18 protein-coding genes are annotated in these 19,217 nt (G+C 63.2%); 10 read left to right on the top strand and 8 right to left on the bottom strand.

From position 1 onward, the window contains the following. Positions 1-28 precede the first annotated feature (28 nt). Together cobS and DPM33_RS27505 are read right to left on the bottom strand one after the other, a co-directional pair. On the bottom strand, positions 29-1,015 hold the full coding sequence (gene cobS, locus DPM33_RS27510; RefSeq protein WP_112100658.1) for a cobaltochelatase subunit CobS: 987 nt from the start codon (positions 1,013-1,015) through the stop codon (positions 29-31). A 123-nt stretch (positions 1,016-1,138) separates the two neighbouring features. Further along, positions 1,139-1,762: a J domain-containing protein gene (locus DPM33_RS27505; RefSeq protein ID WP_112100550.1), complete on the bottom strand. Its 624-nt coding sequence runs from the start codon at positions 1,760-1,762 to the stop codon at positions 1,139-1,141. 178 nt (positions 1,763-1,940) lie between these two features. On the opposite strand from DPM33_RS27505, the gene DPM33_RS27500 reads away from it, so the two are divergent. After that, positions 1,941-2,243 (top strand): BolA family protein, encoded by a 303-nt coding sequence (locus tag DPM33_RS27500; protein WP_112100549.1) that lies wholly within the window; start codon positions 1,941-1,943, stop codon positions 2,241-2,243. Here the strand turns inward: DPM33_RS27500 and DPM33_RS27495 are convergent, their stop codons facing one another. Further along, entirely contained in the window at positions 2,244-3,050 is an 807-nt protein-coding gene (locus DPM33_RS27495) for an alpha/beta hydrolase (RefSeq protein WP_112100548.1), read from the bottom strand. 294 nt (positions 3,051-3,344) lie between these two features. On the opposite strand from DPM33_RS27495, the gene DPM33_RS27490 reads away from it, so the two are divergent. The 3 genes from DPM33_RS27490 to DPM33_RS27480 are packed head-to-tail and all read left to right on the top strand — an operon-like array spanning position 3,345 to position 8,193. Then, positions 3,345-5,294, top strand: coding sequence for a PrkA family serine protein kinase (locus DPM33_RS27490; protein WP_112100547.1), 1,950 nt, complete (start codon positions 3,345-3,347; stop codon positions 5,292-5,294). Positions 5,295-5,323: 29 nt separating this feature from the next. Then, on the top strand, positions 5,324-6,637 hold the full coding sequence (locus DPM33_RS27485) for a YeaH/YhbH family protein (protein WP_112100546.1): 1,314 nt from the start codon (positions 5,324-5,326) through the stop codon (positions 6,635-6,637). Between the two features lie 11 nt (positions 6,638-6,648). Next, complete coding sequence (locus DPM33_RS27480) at positions 6,649-8,193, top strand: SpoVR family protein (RefSeq protein ID WP_112100545.1); 1,545 nt, start codon at positions 6,649-6,651, stop codon at positions 8,191-8,193. A gap of 112 nt (positions 8,194-8,305) precedes the next feature. On the opposite strand, the gene DPM33_RS27475 is transcribed toward DPM33_RS27480, so the two are convergent. The 3 genes from DPM33_RS27475 to DPM33_RS27465 are packed head-to-tail and all read right to left on the bottom strand — an operon-like array spanning position 8,306 to position 10,967. Continuing rightward, on the bottom strand, positions 8,306-9,202 hold the full coding sequence (locus DPM33_RS27475) for an HlyC/CorC family transporter (protein ID WP_112100544.1): 897 nt from the start codon (positions 9,200-9,202) through the stop codon (positions 8,306-8,308). Continuing rightward, a complete protein-coding gene (gene aroB, locus DPM33_RS27470) occupies positions 9,199-10,344 on the bottom strand; it encodes a 3-dehydroquinate synthase (RefSeq protein WP_112100543.1) in 1,146 nt (381 codons plus the stop codon). Before aroB ends, DPM33_RS27475 begins: the two co-directional genes overlap by 4 nt. Then, entirely contained in the window at positions 10,341-10,967 is a 627-nt protein-coding gene (locus tag DPM33_RS27465) for a shikimate kinase (protein WP_112100542.1), read from the bottom strand. Before DPM33_RS27465 ends, aroB begins: the two co-directional genes overlap by 4 nt. Positions 10,968-11,157: 190 nt before the next feature. Between DPM33_RS27465 and DPM33_RS27460 the strand changes: the two genes are divergently transcribed. The 5 genes from DPM33_RS27460 to DPM33_RS27440 all read left to right on the top strand — a co-directional run bounded on the left by DPM33_RS27460 (position 11,158) and on the right by DPM33_RS27440 (position 15,091). Then, a complete protein-coding gene (locus tag DPM33_RS27460) occupies positions 11,158-11,310 on the top strand; it encodes a histidine kinase (RefSeq protein ID WP_112100541.1) in 153 nt (50 codons plus the stop codon). Positions 11,311-11,345: 35 nt separating this feature from the next. Further along, positions 11,346-12,260, top strand: coding sequence for a site-specific tyrosine recombinase XerD (locus DPM33_RS27455; protein WP_112100540.1), 915 nt, complete (start codon positions 11,346-11,348; stop codon positions 12,258-12,260). Between the two features lie 100 nt (positions 12,261-12,360). Beyond that, positions 12,361-13,311 (top strand): acetyl-CoA carboxylase carboxyltransferase subunit alpha, encoded by a 951-nt coding sequence (locus DPM33_RS27450; protein ID WP_112100539.1) that lies wholly within the window; start codon positions 12,361-12,363, stop codon positions 13,309-13,311. Between the two features lie 235 nt (positions 13,312-13,546). Next, positions 13,547-14,839 (top strand): L,D-transpeptidase family protein, encoded by a 1,293-nt coding sequence (locus DPM33_RS27445; RefSeq protein WP_112100538.1) that lies wholly within the window; start codon positions 13,547-13,549, stop codon positions 14,837-14,839. 12 nt (positions 14,840-14,851) lie between these two features. Beyond that, positions 14,852-15,091, top strand: a complete 240-nt coding sequence (locus tag DPM33_RS27440) for a sulfurtransferase TusA family protein (protein ID WP_112100537.1) — start codon at positions 14,852-14,854, stop codon at positions 15,089-15,091. 3 nt (positions 15,092-15,094) lie between these two features. Here DPM33_RS27440 and DPM33_RS27435 read toward each other — a convergent pair whose 3' ends face one another. Beyond that, complete coding sequence (locus DPM33_RS27435) at positions 15,095-16,237, bottom strand: CobW family GTP-binding protein (protein WP_112100536.1); 1,143 nt, start codon at positions 16,235-16,237, stop codon at positions 15,095-15,097. Positions 16,238-16,245: 8 nt separating this feature from the next. After that, positions 16,246-17,418 carry a D-alanyl-D-alanine carboxypeptidase family protein gene (locus DPM33_RS27430; RefSeq protein WP_112100657.1) on the bottom strand — a complete coding sequence of 391 codons (1,173 nt, stop codon included), beginning with the start codon at positions 17,416-17,418 and terminating at the stop codon, positions 16,246-16,248. 232 nt (positions 17,419-17,650) lie between these two features. On the opposite strand from DPM33_RS27430, the gene DPM33_RS27425 reads away from it, so the two are divergent. After that, positions 17,651-18,814, top strand: a complete 1,164-nt coding sequence (locus tag DPM33_RS27425; protein WP_112100535.1) for a M20 aminoacylase family protein — start codon at positions 17,651-17,653, stop codon at positions 18,812-18,814. Positions 18,815-19,217 lie beyond the last annotated feature (403 nt).

The following is a 19,217-nucleotide window of genomic DNA, read 5'->3' as shown; positions in this document are numbered from 1 at the left end:
GAAAGGCTGGAGGCCTTTCGGCTGCGCGCTACCCCAGCACCACGTTGGCGGCGCTCTCCGGCAAATCCTCGCCGAAGGCGCGCTGGTAGAATTCGGCCACCACCGAACGCTCCAGCTCGTCGCATTTGTTGAGGAAGGTCAGCCGGAACGCCATTCCGACATCGCCGAAGATCTCGGCGTTCTCGGCCCAGGTGATGACGGTGCGCGGGCTCATGACCGTCGAAAGGTCGCCATTGATGAAGGCCGAGCGCGTCATGTCGGCGACGCGCACCATCTTGTTGACGATGTCCTTGCCCTTCGAGTCGCGGTAGTGCTTGGCCTTGGCCAGCACGATGTTCACTTCATTGTCGTGCGGCAGGTAGTTCAGCGTGGTGACGATCGACCAGCGGTCCATCTGCGCCTGGTTGATCTGCTGCGTGCCGTGATAGAGGCCGGTGGTGTCGCCAAGCCCGACCGTGTTAGCGGTGGCGAACAGCCGGAAGGCCGGATGCGGGCGGATGACGCGGCTCTGGTCGAGCAGCGTCAGGCGTCCAGACGATTCCAGCACGCGCTGGATGACGAACATCACGTCCGGGCGGCCGGCGTCGTATTCGTCGAAGCACAGCGCGACATTGTGCTGGTAGGCCCAGGGCAGGATGCCGTCGCGGAATTCGGTGATCTGCAGGCCTTCCTTGACGACGATGGCGTCCTTGCCGACGAGATCGATACGGCTGACATGGCTGTCGAGGTTGACGCGCACGCAGGGCCAGTTGAGCCGCGCCGCGACCTGCTCGATATGCGTCGACTTGCCGGTGCCGTGATAGCCCGACACCATGACGCGGCGGTTGTAGGCGAAGCCGGCCAGGATCGCGAGCGTCGTCGCCTTGTCGAACAGGTAGTCGGGATCGATGTCCGGCACATGCTCGGTCGCGACCGAATAGGCGGGAACGACCATCTTGGAATCGAAGCCGAATTTGTCCTTCACCGACACCGTCGTGTCGGGCAGGTTGGCGATGTCGCGATCGACCTTGTTCATCACTATCAACGTCTCCACGGGCGAAACGCCGCGTTTCGCCGGCAATCGATTTTGTCCGGGGGCGGTCTTAGAGCCTTTTCCAACCTTATGAAAGTTGGAAAACGACATGGACCGTAGGGCCGCTCAGCACAAACCTGCCTGCTTGAGCACGCGATAGGCCTGCAGCACATCGCGGAACCGGTCTTCCGAACCTCTGTCGCCGCCATTCGCATCCGGATGGTGGCGCTTTACGAGTTCCTTATAACGCGCCTTGATGTCCTGACCAGTCGCCTTTGTATCAAGGCCAAGCGTTTCCAGCGCCTTGGCCTCAAGCGGCTTTGCCTTGCGTTCGCGCGGTTCCCGCGCTCCGCCGCTGAACAGATTGAAGGGGTCGCGCATGCGGTTGTAATAGCCGGCGCGCCCCGAACGCTGCTGCGCGAAATCCGGCGCCGAGCGCGTCCCGCCGCCATTGGCGCCCATGCGCCATGTCGGCCTGTGGCCGGTCAGCGCCTCCTTCTGGAAGCGCGCGATCTCGCTGTCGGACACGCCGGAGAAGTAGTTGAAGCCCTTGTTGTATTCGCGCACATGCTCGAAGCAGAAGCGGAAATATTCGCCTTCCTTCAGTCGTCCGACCGGCGCGCGATGCGTGCCGGCCTCGTTGCAGCCATCCCACTGGCAGACCGGCGCACGCGACTTCAGTTCCGCATCCTTCTCCGGCCGGATTCGAATTTTCTCGAAATATTTGGGATACGCTTTCATCTCACCCATTTATGGGCTGTTCGCACGTGCGAAACAAGAATTGACATTTCGCCGATGATCGCCCTAACCGCTGAATCGCGGCTTAAAAGCGACTGAAAACATACGACTGCGGCTATGCCGTCAGTGTTTTGCGGCTGTGCCGCATATAAGAAGCGGCCATGCCGTCATGTGGTGAAGGGAAGCTAGGATGTCCATACAGGCAACGATGGAAGATAAGCTAAAAGCGGCATTTTCGCCGGAACGGCTTGCCGTCATCAACGAAAGCCATCTCCACGCCGGACATCACCACGTCGAGTCAGGCCACCATGCGACGTTCGACGGCACTGGCGAGACGCATTTCCGCGTCCGCATCGTCTCGCCGGATTTCGCCGGCATGAGCCGCATCGACCGCCACCGCGCCGTCAACGAATTGCTTGCCGACGAATTGAAAGCCGGCGTGCACGCGCTTGCGATCGAGCCGGCCGCACCGGGCGAGAAGACGCGCTGGTAATCAGGCGACATTCGCCTTGAGGAAGGCCATTGCCGCAGCGGTGAGCGCATCGCCTTCCTTGCCGAAATCGCCATTGATCGACATATGCGTGTAGGCGCTGCCGTCGAACAGCGTGACTTTGGTGCCGCTGGCGCGCAGGCGCTCGGCGAACGCTTTCGACTCTTCGCCACGACCCGAGGCGCGCGAATAGGCGATGAAGGTCGGCGGATGCTTTCTGCCGTCGACATAGCTCGACGGCGACAGCGCCGGCCATTGCGTCGGGTCGGAGAAGACGCGCGCATAGGCGCGCACCATGCCCCCATTGCGGGATAATGCCGCAAGATCATAGGCCCTGGTGTCGTCAAGGATCAACGCGGCGACGCCAGGCAGCCCGCCGCGCATGCCGGTCAGCGCGACCAGATGGCAGCCGGCCGAATGGCCCATGCCGACAATGCGGTTCGGATCGCCGCCGTGCCGGGCGATATTGGTACGCACATAAGCGTAGGCCTTTTCGACATCGCCGGCCTGGGTGGCGACATCGGCTTCCGGCAGCATGCGGTAGTCGATCGAGACGAACACGAAACCGTTGGCCAAAAGGAAGTCCGGCTTGGCGCCGACCTGGCTGCGTTTGCCGAATCGCCAGGCGCCGCCATGGACGAACAACACCACCGGCAGATTGTTCGCGCCGGTCGACGCATAGATGTCGATCTTGGCCGGCCCGTAGTCCAGCGTCCGCGGTTCTGGCTGGCGCGGCCGCAAGGCGGCCGCTGCGCCGACCGGCAGCATCGTTGCCAGCGACGCGAGTATGAGATTTCGCCGGTCTATCATCGCCTTCTCCTGATCTTGCCGCAACAGTGCATCGCAGTAGCGGGCACGTCCAGTTATCAGTTGGCAAACAGGTCGACCGCGCGCACACTGATCTTGGCTGTTGATTCGGGTGGGCGACACTGGTTCACAACGGGATGCGCGACGCGGCGCTTCTTTACGGCCACGCGGAGTGGTCCCCTGAAAGCTGAGTGATCGCAGCCGGTCATTTGCGTTTGCCGGGAACAAATAAGGCTTGCCGGCAGTTGAAGGAGCGATGAGCCGATTGGCAGCCTGTCGGCTCCGAGGCAAGGCATCATGCGCGAGAACCAATCAGACGTCTTCGACCTGTTTTCGGAGATATATGCGAACGCGGCCCAGGAAGAGATAAGCCTTCAGCAATATCTGCTAGCCTGCCGTGAGGACAAATCCATGTATGCCTCGGCCCCCGAGCGGATGGTCGAGGCGATAGGCGAGCCCAACCTGGTCGACACCAGCAAGGACGAGCGGCTGGGCCGCATATTTTCCAACCGCACCATCAAGACCTATCCCTCCTTCTCCGACTTCTACGGAATGGAGGATACGGTCGAGCGCATCGCCGGATATTTCCGCTATGCCTCGCAGGGGCTCGAGGAACGCAAGCAGATCCTCTATCTGCTGGGCCCGGTCGGCGGCGGCAAATCCTCGCTCGCGGAGCGGCTGAAGAAGCTGATGGAGCAGCGGCCGATCTACACGCTCAAGGTCGGCAACCAGATCAGCCCTGTCTTCGAATCCCCGCTTGGCCTTTTCAACCCCGATCGCATGGGCGATCTGCTGGAAGACAAATACGGAATAGCCCGCCGCCGGCTGAGCGGCCTGATTTCACCCTGGGCGGCCAAGCGCCTCGACGAATTGTCCGGCGACATTTCCAAATTCAGCGTGGTCAAGCTGTCGCCGTCACGGCTGCGCCAGATCGCCATCGCCAAGACCGAGCCCGGCGACGAGAACAACCAGGACGTTTCCGCCCTGGTCGGCAAGGTCGACATCAGGCAGTTGGAGAACTTCAGCCAGTCCGACCCGGACGCCTATTCCTACAGCGGCGGCTTGAACCGGACGACGCAAGGGCTGCTCGAATTCGTCGAGATGTTCAAGGCCCCCATCAAGGTCCTGCATCCGCTGCTGACGGCAACCCAGGAAGGTAGTTACAACGGCACCGAGAATTTCGGCGCCTTCCCCTATCAGGGCATCGTCGTCGCCCATTCCAACGAATCGGAATGGCAGCAGTTTAAGAACAACAAGAACAATGAGGCCTTCCTCGACCGCATCCTCGTGGTCAAGGTTCCCTATTGCCTGCGCATCACCGAGGAAAGGCACATCTACGAGAAGCTGCTGCGCGAGAGCGAGCTGGCGAACAGTCCCTGCGCGCCGGAGGTGCTCGATATCCTGAGCCGCTTCACCGTCTCGACCCGCCTTGCCGAACACGACAATTCGCCTCTCTACACCAAGATGCGCGCCTATGACGGCGAGAACCTCAAGGAGGTCGACCCCAAGGCGAAGTCGGTCCAGGAATATCGCGACGCAGCCGGCGTCGACGAAGGCATGACCGGTGTCAGCACGCGTTTCGCCTTCAAGATCCTGTCGCAGACCTTCAACTACGACACCAAGGAGGTGGCCGCCGATCCGGTGCATCTGATGTACATCCTCGAGGAGGCGATCAAACGCGAGCAGTTCCCGAAGGAAACGGAAGCCGCCTACCTCGAATTCATCAAGTCGGAACTCGCGGCGCGCTACGCGGAGTTCATCGGCCACGAGATCCAGAAGGCCTATCTGGAATCCTATAGCGAGTACGGTCAGAATCTCTTCGACCGCTACATCGCTTACGCCGATGCCTGGATCGAGGATCAGGACTACAAGGATCCGGACACCGGCCAGATCCTCAACCGCGAGGTCTTGGACAAGGAACTGTCACAGGTCGAGAAACCGGCCGGGATTGCCAACCCCAAGGACTTCCGCAACGAAGTCGTCAAATTCACTTTGCGCGCCCGGGCTCGCAATCACGGCCGCAACCCGTCCTGGACGAGCTATGAAAAGCTGCGCGAGGTGATCGAGAAGCGCATGTTCGGACAGGTCGAGGATTTGCTGCCGGTGATCAGCTTCGGCTCCAAGCAGGACAGCGTCACCGAGAAGCGGCATAATGAATTCGTGCAGCGCATGGTGGAGCGCGGCTACACCGAACGGCAGGTGCGCCGGCTGGTCGACTGGTATATGCGTGTGAACAAGGCGGGCTGAGCGAAGCCTGGAAAAGCCTGGACGGTTTCATGCCGATCTTCATCGACCGCCGCCTGAATCCGAAAGACAAGAGCCTTGGCAATCGCCAACGCTTCCTGAAGCGCGCGCGCGAAGAACTCAAGCGCAGCATCCGCGACCGCGTGCGCGCCGGCGGCATCGCCGATCTGGATCGCGAGCATGCCGTGCCGATCCCGCGCAAAGGCACCAGCGAGCCGACCTTCAGCGACGCCAAGGATAGCGGCCGGCGCCAGCACATCCTGCCGGGCAACAAGACGTTCAATTCCGGTGATCTGGTCCCCAAGCCGAGCGGCGGAGGAGGCGCGGGCGCCTCGGCTCCGGGAACCACGGAATCCGAAGACGATTTCCGCTTCGTGCTGTCGCGCGAGGAGGTGCTGGATCTATTCTTCGAAGACCTCGAACTGCCCGATCTGGTCAAGCTCAGTCTGAAGCAGATGCTCAGCTTCAAGCCGAAGCGGGCGGGATTCGCGGCCAGCGGCGCGCCGACCAACATCAATGTCGGGCGCACGATGCGAAACAGCCACGGGCGACGCATCGCGCTGAGGCGTCCGAAACGGGCGGAGGTGGAAGCCCTCGCCCGGCAGATCGCCGAACTGGAAGCAAAGCCGCCAAACGCCAGGACGCATGAACGCATCGTCGCCTTGCGCGAGGAGCTCGACCGGCTGGAGCGTAGGCGCCGCCGGATCGCCTATGTCGATCCGGTCGACATCCGATTCAATCGCTTCGACCCTCAGCCGCGGCCGAATGCCAGCGCCGTCATGTTCTGTCTGATGGACGTGTCCGGATCGATGGGCGAGCGCGAGAAGGATCTGGCCAAGCGCTTCTTCGTGCTGCTGCATCTGTTCCTGACGCGGCGCTACGAGCGCACCGAGATCGTCTTCATCCGGCACACTCACGAGGCCAAGGAGGTGGACGAGCACACGTTTTTCTACCACACGCAAAGCGGCGGCACCGTCGTTTCCACGGCGCTCGAAGAGATGCACCGCATCATCGAAGAGCGCTACCCGGCCTCTGAATGGAACATTTATGCCGCCCAGGCTTCCGACGGCGACAATTTCGCCACCGACTCCGAGCGCTGCATTGAGCTTCTCGACCGCAGGCTGATGCGCCTTTGCCAGTATTTCGCCTATGTCGAGATCATCGACGAACGGGAGAGCCACATTTTCGGCTCGACCGAGAACGGAACGTCGCTCTGGCGCGCTTACAACGCCGTCGATCAGAAATGGCCGAGCTTTCAGATGCGGCGCATCGCGGCTCCAGCCGATATCTACCCGGTGTTCCGCGAACTCTTCGCCAGGCAACCCGATCTGCGCAAGAGCGCTTGAGGACATCGCCGATGGCCAGTCAGGCGCGCAAATCCGCACTGCTGTTTTCCGGATCGGACTGGGATTTCGCGAAACTGTCGCGGGTCTATGACGAGATCGAGACGATCGGCGTCGAAGAGCTCCGCCTCGACATCTATCCCGTGCAGATGGAGGTCATTTCCTCCGAACAGATGCTCGACGCTTATTCGTCGGTCGGCATGCCGCTGATGTATCGCCACTGGTCGTTCGGCAAGCATTTCATCTATGACGAGCTTCTCTACCGCAAGGGCGCGCGCGGGCTGGCCTACGAGATCGTCATCAACTCCAATCCCTGCATCGTCTATCTCATGGAAGAGAACACCATGGCGCTGCAGGCGCTGGTAACTGCCCATGCAGCGCTTGGCCACAATCACTTCTTCAAGAACAATCATCTCTTCCGGCAATGGACGGATGCCGGCGGCATCCTGAGCTACCTGGATTTCGCCAAGAGCTACATCGCCCGGTGCGAGGAGCGGCATGGGCTGGCCGCGGTGGAGTCGATCCTCGATGCCGCCCACGCGCTGATGGAGCAGGGCGTGTTCCGCTACCATCGCCCCCCGAAACTGTCCTCGGAGCGGCAGCGCGAAGGACTGCGCGAGCGGCTCGAATACGAGGAGCGTTCCTTCAACGATCTCTGGCGCACCCTGCCGTCTTCATCGGGAAAGAACAAACCTGAGGCGAGGGACGAGGTGCTGGCGGAGCGCAAGAAGTCGCTGAAGCTGCCCGAGGAGAACCTGCTCTATTTCCTCGAGAAGAACAGCCTGGTGCTGGAGCCCTGGCAGCGCGAGATCGTCAGGATCGTGCGTGTCGTCGCGCAATATTTCTACCCTCAGCGGCAGACCCAGGTGATGAACGAAGGCTGCGCAACCTTCGTGCACTATACGATCATGAACCTCCTCTTCGATCGTGGCCGCATCAGCGAAGGCGCCATGTTGGAGATCCTGCGCAACCACTCCAACGTCGTCTTTCAGCCAGCCTTTGACGACCGGCGTTTCTCCGGCATCAATCCCTATGCGCTCGGCCTCGACATGATGCAGGATATCCAGCGCATCTCGACCGCGCCGACCGCCGAGGACCGCGACTGGTTCCCGGACATTGCCGGGCGCGGCGACTGGCGCGACACCTTGCTCGATGCCTGGGCCAACCATCGCGACGAATCCTTCATCCACCAGTATCTGAGCCCGGCGCTGATCCGAAAATGGCGGCTCTTCGTGCTGGCCGACGGTGCCGACGAGCCGCATTACCAGGTCGCCTCGATCCACAATGAGCGTGGTTATCGCAAGATACGGTCCGCGCTGGCTCACAGCTATGAGATTGGCGCGAAAAGGCCCGACATCGAGGTTGTGGACGTCGACCTGCTGGGCGATCGGCACCTGCGGCTGCGGCACAATGTCAAGAATGGCATCCTGCTCGACGGCGAAAGCCGCGATGCGACTCTGCGCCACATCAGGCGCCTCTGGGGCTACGACGTCAGCCTGGCGGCGGTCGATGCCGAGACCGGCGCAATGCTCAGCGAGCGCTCGACAAAAGAACTTTGAGGTGGCCGATCTTAGAGCAATTCCAGGAAAAATGCGTAGCGGTTTTCCGTCCGGAATTGCGTCAAACAGAGAGATAGAGCGGTTCGCAGTTTCCGTGAAACGGTGAAACGCTCTAGCCATCTCCGGCAGGCCTGATCCTCAACCGTGCGATGCGGTTCTTGTCGCGCTTCATCACCACGAAGCGCTTGCCGTGGAACGTGAAAGCCTGCTTCTCCTCGGGGATCGACTGCGTCTCGTGGATGACGAGGCCGGCGATCGTCGTCGCCTCCTCGTCGGGCAGGTCCCAGTCGAGCGCGCGGTTCAAATCGCGGATCGGCACCGTGCCTTCGACGACGACCGAACCGTCGGCCTCCTTCTTCACGCCTTGCATGTCGACATCGTGCTCGTCGGCGATCTCGCCGACGATCTCCTCGATGATGTCTTCCAGCGTCACCAGCCCTTCGACCTCGCCATACTCGTCGACGACGATGGCGAAATGCGCCTTGCGGCGCAGGAAGGCGTTGAGCTGTTCCTGCAAGGTCGTGGTGTCCGGCACGAACCAAGGCTTAGCCGCGATCTTCATGACGTCGATCTGCGAAAAATCATTACCCACCTCGTTGAGGGCTCTCAGCAGATCTTTCGCGTGCAGCACGCCGACGATGTTGTCGAGCGAGCCTTTCCACAGCGGCATGCGGGTATGCGGACTCGTGAGGATCTCGCGCACCACCGCTTCCGGCGCATTGTCGGCGTTGACCGAGCGCATGTTGGTGCGGTGGACCATGATGTCCGAGACCTCGAGTTCTTCGAGGTCGAAGAGACCCTCGAGCCGATTGCGCTCCTCGCCTGCCGTCGCGCCGTCGCGGCGGGGTTCGTCTTTCTCTTCTTCCTTGCCATTGCGCTCGGACCGCTGCGGCGGCTCGAGCGGCCGCAGCGCGTAACCGAAAGCGGCAAGCAACCGGGCGCGGAACAGAAGCGCCAGGAGCACGATGGCGGCAAGGACGGCGGCGACGATCCAGCCGGCGTCGGTCATCTAGGATGGCTCACTTCGGGCCTTCCCGAACGGCTCATCTTAAGGAAGGTGAGCACTTCCGAGGGCGGCACGTCCTTGGCGATGAAAGCCTGGCCGATGCCGCGCGTCAGGATGAAGGTGAGTGCGCCACGCGACACCTTCTTGTCTTGGGTGATGAAGCCGAGCAGCGCCTCGGCGTCCGGCAGCTCGCCTGGAATATCGGCCATCCGCCAGGGCAGGCCGACGGCGCGAAGATGCGCTTCGACGCGATCGGCATCATCGGGGCTCGCCAGGTTGAGTCGCGCCGAAAAACGATGCGCCAGCGCCATGCCGATGGCGACACCCTCGCCATGGACGAGGCGTACGCCGTCATATTGAGTCGCTGCTTCGAGAGCATGGCCGAAGGTGTGCCCGAGATTGAGCAGGGCGCGGTCGCCGGTCTCGAACTCGTCGCGGGCAACGACATCCGCCTTGGCGCGGCAAGCCTCGGCGATCGCTTCGACCCGAGCCGGACCGCCGGCGAAGACGTCCCGCCAGTTCTGCTCGAGCCAGGCGAAGAAGGCCGGGCGGTCGATCAGTCCGTATTTGGCAAGTTCGGCATAACCGGCGCGAAACTCGCGGATCGGCAGCGTGTCGAGCACTCGGGTATCGGCAAGCACCAGTTTCGGTTGGTGGAAGACACCGACGAGGTTCTTGCCGCGGGCGCTGTTGATGCCGGTCTTGCCGCCGACGGATGAATCGACCTGCGCCAGCAGCGAGGTCGGTATCTGCACGAAATTCATGCCGCGCCGCACGATGCCGGACGCAAAGCCGGCAAGGTCGCCGACGACGCCGCCGCCGAGCGCGATCACCACGTCGCGGCGTTCGAGCTTTGCCTCGAGCACGCCGTCGACCACCTCTTCGAGATGAGCGAAGCTCTTGGTCTTTTCGCCGGCGGGCAGCGTGATGACGGCGGACTGGATGCCGCCTTTCTCCAACCCGGCCCGCAGCGTGTCGAGATGGGCGGCGGCGACGTTCTGGTCGGTGACGATGGCCGCGCGGGTGCCGGGCAGGCGGCGCGCGATCTCCTCGCCGGAGCGCCCGAGCAAGCCGGAGCCGATCAGGATGTCGTAGGCGCGCTCGCCGAGCCCAACCTCGACCTTCGCCGGTTCGGTGTGGCTCACGACTGCACCTCGTCAGTTGTGGCGCTTGCAGCGCCTGTCGCGACCGCATCGACGCCGAGATGGCCGCAGAGCGCGGCGACGACTTCGCCAGCGATGATCTCCTTGCGGTCGTCACGCGTCGGCACGGTCAGGTCGGCGGTGGCATAGACGGGGTAGCGCTCAGCCATCAGCCGCTCCAGCACGGCGCGCGGATCGGGGTTTTTCAACAGCGGCCGATTCTGCTTCTTCGAAACCCGCTCCATCAACAGGTCGAGATCGGCCTTCAGCCAGACCGAAACGCCGTGGGACGCGATCGCCTCGCGCGTCTGCGCGTTCATGAAGGCACCGCCGCCGGTCGACAGCACTTGCGGGCCGTTTTCCAGCAGGCGCAGGATCACCCGCTGCTCGAGCGCGCGGAATTCCGGCTCGCCGTAGCGCTCGAACAGCTCCGGCACCGTCATGCGCGAGACGCTTTCGATCTCCTGGTCGCTATCCATGAAGGGCAGCGAAAGCACGGTCGCCACCTTGCGCCCGATCGCCGTCTTGCCCGCGCCCATCAGCCCGACGAAGACGATCGAACGGCTGCCGAGCGCTTCGATCAGCGCGGCATGGCCTTCGTCCGTCGGATTTGCGGGTGCGTTCATCGGGGCCTCTTTGCGCCGTATCGACATCAAAAGCCTGTTTGCGTCAAGCGCGGGCGGGCAAACGTCCAGGAAGCCTTTCCGGCAAAACCTCTGCCGACCGGAATCCTTCGTCCTTGAATTGGCCGGCCTGGCGTCCCATAAGGGCACAGGGCTTTGGAAACGCACAACAAGAAGACGGGCAAAAATTTGAATGCCGACCTTGTTTCGGTTTGTCGTGACGCTGGCGGTTCTTGCAGCCATCGCCTATGGCGCGATGTTCGCGCTGGCGATGTTCGTGGAACCGAAAAAGGCGGAAATGAGCATTCGCATTCCGGCCGAAAAGCTCAACCCGAAGAAGAACTGATCCAAGAAAAATCAACGAAGCACTGACCCGGCCCGATGAAAAGCGCCGCCCGTATCGAAGCCTTCCTCGAGATGATGAGCGCCGAGCGGGGCGCGGCCGAAAACACGCTTTCGTCCTACCGCCGCGACCTGGAAGACGCTTCAGAGGCCATTGGCGGCGGACTGGCGGGCGCGGCGTCGGCCGACATCCGCGCCTATCTCGACGATATCGCGGCCAGGGGTTTCGCGCCGACCTCGCAGGCGCGCAAACTGTCGGCGATCCGCCAGTTCTTCAAATTCCTCTATGGGGAAGGCCTGCGCGGCGACGATCCGACCGGCACGCTGGACAGCCCGCGGAAGGGCCGGCCGCTGCCGAAAACGATGAGCGAGGCCGAGACCGGCCGCTTGCTCGACCGCGCGGCCCACGAAGCCGGCGATACCGGACCGGACGGCGACAGGCTGGCGGCGTTGCGCCTGCACGCATTGGTCGAGGTGCTCTACGCAACAGGCCTGCGCGTGTCGGAGCTGGTTGCCCTGCCCGTCACGGTGGCGCTGCGCGACGACCGCTTCTTCATGGTGCGCGGCAAGGGCGGCAAGGAACGCATGGTGCCGCTGTCGGCCAAGGCGCGCGAAGCCATGCGCGCCTGGCTTGCCGCGAGGGCTGAGCGCCCGGCCTTTGCCGAGAGCCCTTTCCTGTTTCCGGCCTCGTCCGACAGTGGCCATCTGTCCCGGCAGGTTTTCGCCCGCGATCTCAAGGGGTTGGCCGCGCGGTCCGGGATCGCGTCGGCGAAAATCTCGCCGCATGTGCTTCGTCATGCTTTTGCCAGCCATCTCCTGCAGAACGGCGCCGATCTCAGAGCCGTGCAGCAACTCCTTGGCCATGCCGACATCTCGACCACGCAGATCTACACCCATGTGCTGGAGGAGCGGCTGGTACGGCTGGTCAACGATCATCATCCGCTTGCCGACTAGGCCTCATATCGCTATGTGAGGGCGACGTTCCACCGCCCGGAGCCCGCATTTCAGCGGTTCCGCCAGCCATTTGCCTTCCGACGGATCGGTCCGCTCAAGCATGTACAACTACCTCGACTTCGAAAAGCCGGTGCAGGATCTGGAGCTGAAGATCCTCGAGCTGAAGAAGCTTGCCGAGAACGGCGAGGCGGTCGATGTCGCCGAAGAGATCAGCAGGCTGGAAAAGCGCTCGCGCGACGCGTTGCGTGACCTCTACAAGGCGCTCACCCCCTGGCAGAAGGTGCAGGTCGCGCGTCATCCCGACCGCCCGCACTGCGTCGACTACATCAAGGCGCTGTTCACCGATTTCACCCCCTTGGCCGGCGACCGCAATTTCGGCGACGACCAGGCGATCGTCGGCGGCTTTGCCCGCTTCCGCGGCGAGCCGGTGGCGGTGATCGGCCAGGAGAAGGGCTCGGACACGGCAAGCCGCATCAAGCACAATTTCGGCTCGGTGCGGCCCGAGGGTTACCGCAAGGCGGTGCGCCTGATGGAACTGGCCGACCGTTTCAAGATCCCGCTTCTGACGCTGGTCGACACTGCCGGCGCCTATCCCGGCGTCGGCGCCGAGGAGCGCGGCCAGGCCGAAGCGATTGCGCGTTCGACCTCCGCCTGCCTGGCGCTGAAGGTGCCGTCGATCTCGGTGGTCATCGGCGAAGGCGGCTCCGGCGGCGCCATCGCGATCGCCACGGCCAACCGCGTCTACATGCTGGAACACGCCATCTATTCGGTGATCTCGCCGGAGGGCGCGGCCTCGATCCTGTGGCGCGACACCACCCGCTCGAAGGACGCGGCGACCAACATGAAGATCACCGCGCAGGATCTTCTCGAGATGAAGATTGTCGACGCCATCATTCCGGAGCCGATGGGCGGTGCCCAGCGCGCCCCGGAAACGGTGATCGCCTCGACGGGCGACCTCATCGCCAGGACGATGAAGGACTTTGCCGGCGCCAACACCGACTTCCGCGAGCAGCGCCGCGAGAAGTACCTGGCGATGGGCCGCAGCCTTTAATCGGGCCCTTCACGGTAAACTGTGGCGACGAAGAGCAATTCCGCCACAAAAATGCCGCCGCATTCGGCTCAATGAGCGTTGGCTACAGGGGTTGGGAAATTTGCCGCGAGGGGTTGGCCAAGGCTTGCGGTAAGGAATTTTCAAGGTTAACGGGCTTACGGTCCATCGGTGTTCAGTATGTGGGCTCGCCCGCGCCGGAGCCGTTGGCTCGAAAGACAAAGACATAGCTGTATCGATGTTTGCCAAGTTTGCCCGCACCGGAGTCCTGATCGCCGCCATCGGCGTCGCCGGCTGCAACGATTCGTCGATGAAGGATTTCGCGCCGGAGGCCAACAAGCCGCTGCCGGACAAGATCCTCGCCGACATGCAGGCCAAGGGCATGGTGCGCACCTCTTCGGTGATGGCGCGCATCTTCAAGGAAGAAGGCAAGCTGGAGATCTGGAAGGCCAAGACCAACGGCCGCTACGAAATGGTCGCCAGCTACGAAATCTGCAAATGGTCGGGCAAGCTCGGTCCCAAATACACCGAGGGCGACCGCCAGGCGCCGGAAGGCTTCTACACGGTGCGGCCGTCGCAGATGAACCCGCGCTCGAACTACCATCTGTCCTTCAACATCGGCTTCCCCAACGCCTATGACCGCGCCAATGGCCGCACCGGCCAGAACCTGATGGTGCACGGCGCCTGCTCGTCGTCGGGCTGCTATTCGATGACCGACGCACAGATCGAGCAGATCTACGCCTTCGGCCGCGACGCCTTCCAGGGCGGCCAGACCGAATTCCAGATCCAGGCTTTTCCGTTCCGCATGACCGCCGCCAACATGGCGCGCTACCGCAACGACCCGAACTACGAGTTCTGGAAGATGCTGAAGGTCGGCTACGACAATTTCGAGATCACCAAGGTGCCGCCGAAGGTCGACGTTTGCGAAAAACGCTACGTCTTCAACCAGGTCGCGCCTGAAGGCACGACCTTCGACCCGACCGGCCCCTGCCCCGCGACGACGCAGCCGGATTCGTTGAAGACCGCCTTTGCCAATTACGAGAAGAGCTATGACGCGGCCTTCAATTCGGCCGTCAATTCGAGCAGCGTGGCGCCGAAGCCGACGATTGCCGGCATCAAGGAAGCCAGCATCGTTTCCGACTGGTCGAAGCGCCGCGCCCGCGGCGAGCGCGTGCCGATCGACCCGCCGTCGATGAATTCGGACGGTTCGGTGACCGAGACGACCCGCATGGGCCGCATCGATTCCCCCGCCGGCCGCAAGATGGCCGCGCTCGACGCCGCGAAGGAAGCCAAGCGCAAGGCCGAAGAGCAGCGCCTGGCCGCGATCGAGGCGGCCAAGGCCGCCAAGGAACAGGCAAAGGCGCAGGCGCTGGCCGAGAAGGAAGCCGCCAAGCAGGCTGCCCAGCAGCAGGTGGTCACGGCAGGCGTCGAGCCCGCCCAGCCGGCTCAGGAAACCCAGCAGGCGGCCGATGCCGATCAAGGCACCGTCTCGAAGCTGAAGAAGAAGCTGCTCGGCATGTTCGGCGGCTGAGAATTATTCAGCTTGGCCAAGTCTGCCGCCATCTACGATCTCAAGGGACTGAACTGTCCGCTGCCGGTGCTGAAAGCCCGCAAGCGGCTGGCCGCGATGCGGCCGGGCGCCAGGCTATGGCTCGAGACCACAGATCCGCTGGCGGTGATCGACATTCCCGCCTTCTGCGTCGATGCCGGCCACCAGCTCATCGAGACGGCAGCGGTCACCGGCGGTCATCGCTTCCTGGTCGAGCGCGGCAGCGCGGCCTGATCCTCAAAGCCCGGCGATGGCCAGCGGATTGGCTTCCAGCGCCGCGCGGTCCGGCGTGTCGATCGACGGCCTGTTGGTGAAGGCGGCGAAGAGCCGTTGGATATAGTCGTCCGGCATGTCGAGCGTGATCAGCACCAGCCTGGTGCCGCGCTGGCCGTCCGGCCAGGCCGGCAACCGTGCCGGTGGGTGCAGGATTTTTTGCACGCCGTGGATGACCAGCGGCCGCGACGGGTCCTCCATCAGCTCGATGACACCCTTCATCCGCAACAGCTTCTCGCCATGTGTCGAGCGCAGAAGATCGAGGAACATCTCGATCGCCGAGAACGGCACAGGGCCATCATGGACGAGCGAGTGCGAGCGCACGCGCGCGTCGTGGCGATGCTCATGATGATGGTGGTCATGATCAGGGTCGCCATGGTGGTGGTCATGATCATGGTAATGATCGTGATCATGGTGATGATCCTGACCATGCGCCGCCTCTTCGCCGAGCCAGCGGCGCACATCGGCGGACTTGGTCCGAGGATCATAAAGCCCGCAATCAAACAGCGCCGCGACGCCCGTGCCCGCGTCGTTGACGTCGAGCACCACGGCGCCCGGATTGATCTGCTTGAGTCTCGCCAGCAGCGCCTCGACCTCGGCCGCCTCGGCAAGGTCGGTCTTGGTCAGCACGATGCGATCGGCCACCGCCGCCTGCTTGAGAGCCTCGACATGGCTGTCGAGCGTTGCCGCGCCATTGACGGCATCGACCAGCGTGATGACGCCGTCGAGCCGGAAGGCCTGCACCAGCGCCGGATGCGCCATGATAGACTGCAGCACCGGCGCCGGATCGGCCAGACCCGTCGTCTCGACGACGATGCGGGCCAGTTTGGCGATACGGCCGGTCTGCAACCGGTCGACGAGGTCGGCCAGTGTGTCGACCAGGTCGCCGCGCACCGTGCAGCACAGGCAGCCGTCGGAAAGCTGGATGATGCCGTCGGACGCCCGCTCGACCAGCAGATGGTCGATCGCCACCTCGCCGAACTCGTTGATGATCACCGCCGTATCGGCAAGCCCCGGATCCTTGAGCAGCCGGTTGAGCAGCGTCGTCTTGCCGGCGCCGAGAAAGCCTGTGAGCACCGAGACGGGAATGGGAAAGCCGCTGCTCATGGCAGAGATCAGTTCGCCGCCTTGACGGGCTGGTCGCCCTGCGCGGCGGCGTTGGCCGTTCCGGTCGCCAGCGGCTCTGCGCCCTTCGGCGCCGGAATGTCGGGCCGCCAGTTCGGCAACGGCACGTCGGCATAGTTCTGGTCGGCCTGGTCGACGAAAGCCTTCGGCGCGGGTCCCGTGGCGCCGCCGAGGCCGACCGCGATCAGCGTCGGATGGTCGAGCTTCACCTGATAGGGCGACTTCGGCTTATCCTTGGCGGCGACCTCGGGGGCAGCCTCGGATTGCTCGTCTTTCGGCTTCTTCTTGCAGATCTCGTCATGCATGTCGTTGGGCGACAGCGTGTCGCCATAAGGCTTGAGAGCGGCCAGCGTGGTCGAACCCGCCGCCGGCGTGTCAAAACCCTGGTCGAGCAGCTTTGCCGCCGCTTCGGCGCGGCTGACAGCCGACTTCTCGCCAAGCACGACGGCTACCAGCGTGCGGCCGTTGCGCGTCGCCGAGCCGATCATGTTGAATCCGGAAGGGCAGACGAAGCCGGTCTTCATGCCGTCGGCGCCGGGATAGCGGCCGATCAGCAGATTGTAGTTCGGGATCGCCTTCTTGCCGACGGCAAGGCCCTCGATCGAGAACCAGGGCGCGTATTGCGGAAAATCGTTGCGCAGCGCCATCACCAGCACGGCGAGGTCGCGCGCGGTGGTGTACTGTTCCGGCGAATAAAGCCCGTTCGGGTTGACGAAATGCGTTCCGACCATGCCGAGCCGGGCCGCCTCGGCGTTCATGCGGTCGGCGAAGGCTGCCTGCGACCCGCCGATATTCTCGCCGACGGCCATGGCGATGTCGTTGGCCGACTTGACCAGCATCATCTTCAGCGCGTTGTCGAGCCGCATCACCGAACCGGGCTTGAAGCCCATCTTGCTCGGCGGCTCGCCGGCCGAATGTTTCGTTACCTTGATCGGCGAATCGAGCGCCACCTCGCCGGCCTGGATGGCTCGGAAGGTGACATAGGCCGTCATCAGTTTGCTGAGCGAGGCCGGATACCAGCGCTTGAACGCATCCTGATGCTCCAGAATGGAGCCGCTCTTCAGGTCGAAAAGGACGACCGGATTGGCCCGCGCCGCGCCGGCAAACACCGGAAGCGCCAGCGCGCCTGCCAGCAATAGGTTGAGGAAATGCCTCTGCCGCATGATCAAATCCGAAATCGCCTCTTGCCGTAATCGCTGCTGGGTCCGTAAGATTTGGTTACCCATCGCCAGCATAAATGCGGTCCGACCCCTCGACCCGGATCGCATTCTTGCGGTGCTATTTACCCTATGTGACGCCAAAATGGCAAAGTGTCAGGCATTCACATGACAATGACGATTGCTGAGCAGCGGTTCCGAACCGACTGCCGTCAATGAAACAAGAGATGGACCGATCATGCCGATTCTGAACCGCGCTGCCGAAATGCAGGAAGAAGTTGCAGGCTGGCGACGACATCTGCACCAGACGCCGGAGCTGAATTTCGACGTTTTCCAGACCGCCGGCTTCGTCACCGAGAAGCTGAAGGCCTTCGGTTGCGACGAGGTTGTGACCGGGCTGGGCAAGACCGGCGTCGTCGGCATCATCCGTGGCCGCAAGGGCGATGGCGCCACCATCGGGCTGCGCGCCGACATGGACGCGCTGCCGATCGACGAGATCACCGGCAAGCCGTGGGCCTCGACCGTGCGCGGCAAGATGCATGCCTGCGGCCACGACGGCCATACCGCGATGCTGCTGGGTGCAGCCAAATATCTCGCCGAGACGCGCAATTTCGCCGGCAGCGTGGCTGTGATCTTCCAGCCGGCCGAGGAAGGCGGCGGCGGCGGCAACGAAATGGTCAAGGACGGCATGATGGAGCGCTTCGGCATCGAAAAAGTCTTCGGCATGCACAACATGCCGGGCCTCCCGGTCGGCCAGTTCGCCATCAAGCCCGGCCCGATCATGGCCGCGACCGCCGAGTTCACCATCACCGTCAAGGGCCGCGGCGGCCATGCCGCGATGCCGCACGGCACGATCGACCCGATCGTCATCACCAGCCAGTTGGTCGGCGCCCTGCAGACCATCGCCTCGCGCACCACCGATCCGGTCGAGGCCGTGGTGGTGTCGGTGACGAAGTTCCATGCCGGCGACGCCTACAACGTCATCCCCGAAAGCGCCGAGATCGCCGGCACCGTGCGCACGCTGAAGAAGGAAGTGGCCAAGAAATCGGAAGAGCGCATCCGCGCCATCTGCGCCGGCATCGCGACCGCCTTTGGCGCCACCATCGAGGTCGATTACGACGCCAACTACCCCGTCACCTTCAACCATGCCGAGGAAACCGCGTTTGCCGGCGATATCGCCGCCAACGTCGCCGGCGACAACCACGTCCACCGCGCCATCCAGCCGGTGATGGGCGGCGAGGATTTCTCCTACATGCTGGAAGCCCGCCCCGGCGCCTTCATCTTCATCGGCAACGGCGACACCGCGGGCCTGCACCACCCGGCCTACGACTTCAACGACGAGATCATCCCGCACGGCATGAGCTACTGGGTGAAGCTGGCCGAAACCGCCCTGGCGGCTTGAGTGGCCGGAGAGCGACGGCGGCGATCGTTTCGCCGCCACGCTGGTCAGGCCGCTTGGCCTGACCTGGACGCTCGCCCGCCGGCCTCGGTAAAGCACTATCGCATGCCCCTGTCGGTAGCTAATCAAGTTGTCCGGTTTGGTAGCACGTCATTTGTCCGCTTCAGTTTTGCGTCGAAGCGGTTCACGCAGCTCTGCCGATTGAGCATCCGTCCAGGATTGGTGCGCCATCTGAGGTGTATGTGGCAATGCGGCGCGGTCCGTGGAAGATTGCGAGTGTTCCGTCAGTGTATTGCCTGACCTTGACGGTGGCTTTGACGAAGTGGTGTCGGATCGGGCTTTGCGGCAGTTGCAATCTGAGCCGCGCGAAGGCGACGGTATTGTCGCGGGCAACGACACGCTCTTC

This window comes from Mesorhizobium hawassense (assembly GCF_003289945.1).
Lineage (GTDB): Bacteria > Pseudomonadota > Alphaproteobacteria > Rhizobiales > Rhizobiaceae > Mesorhizobium > Mesorhizobium hawassense.
Note: the sequence above shows the minus strand (reverse complement) of the source record. Positions and strands in the feature narration are given on the sequence as shown.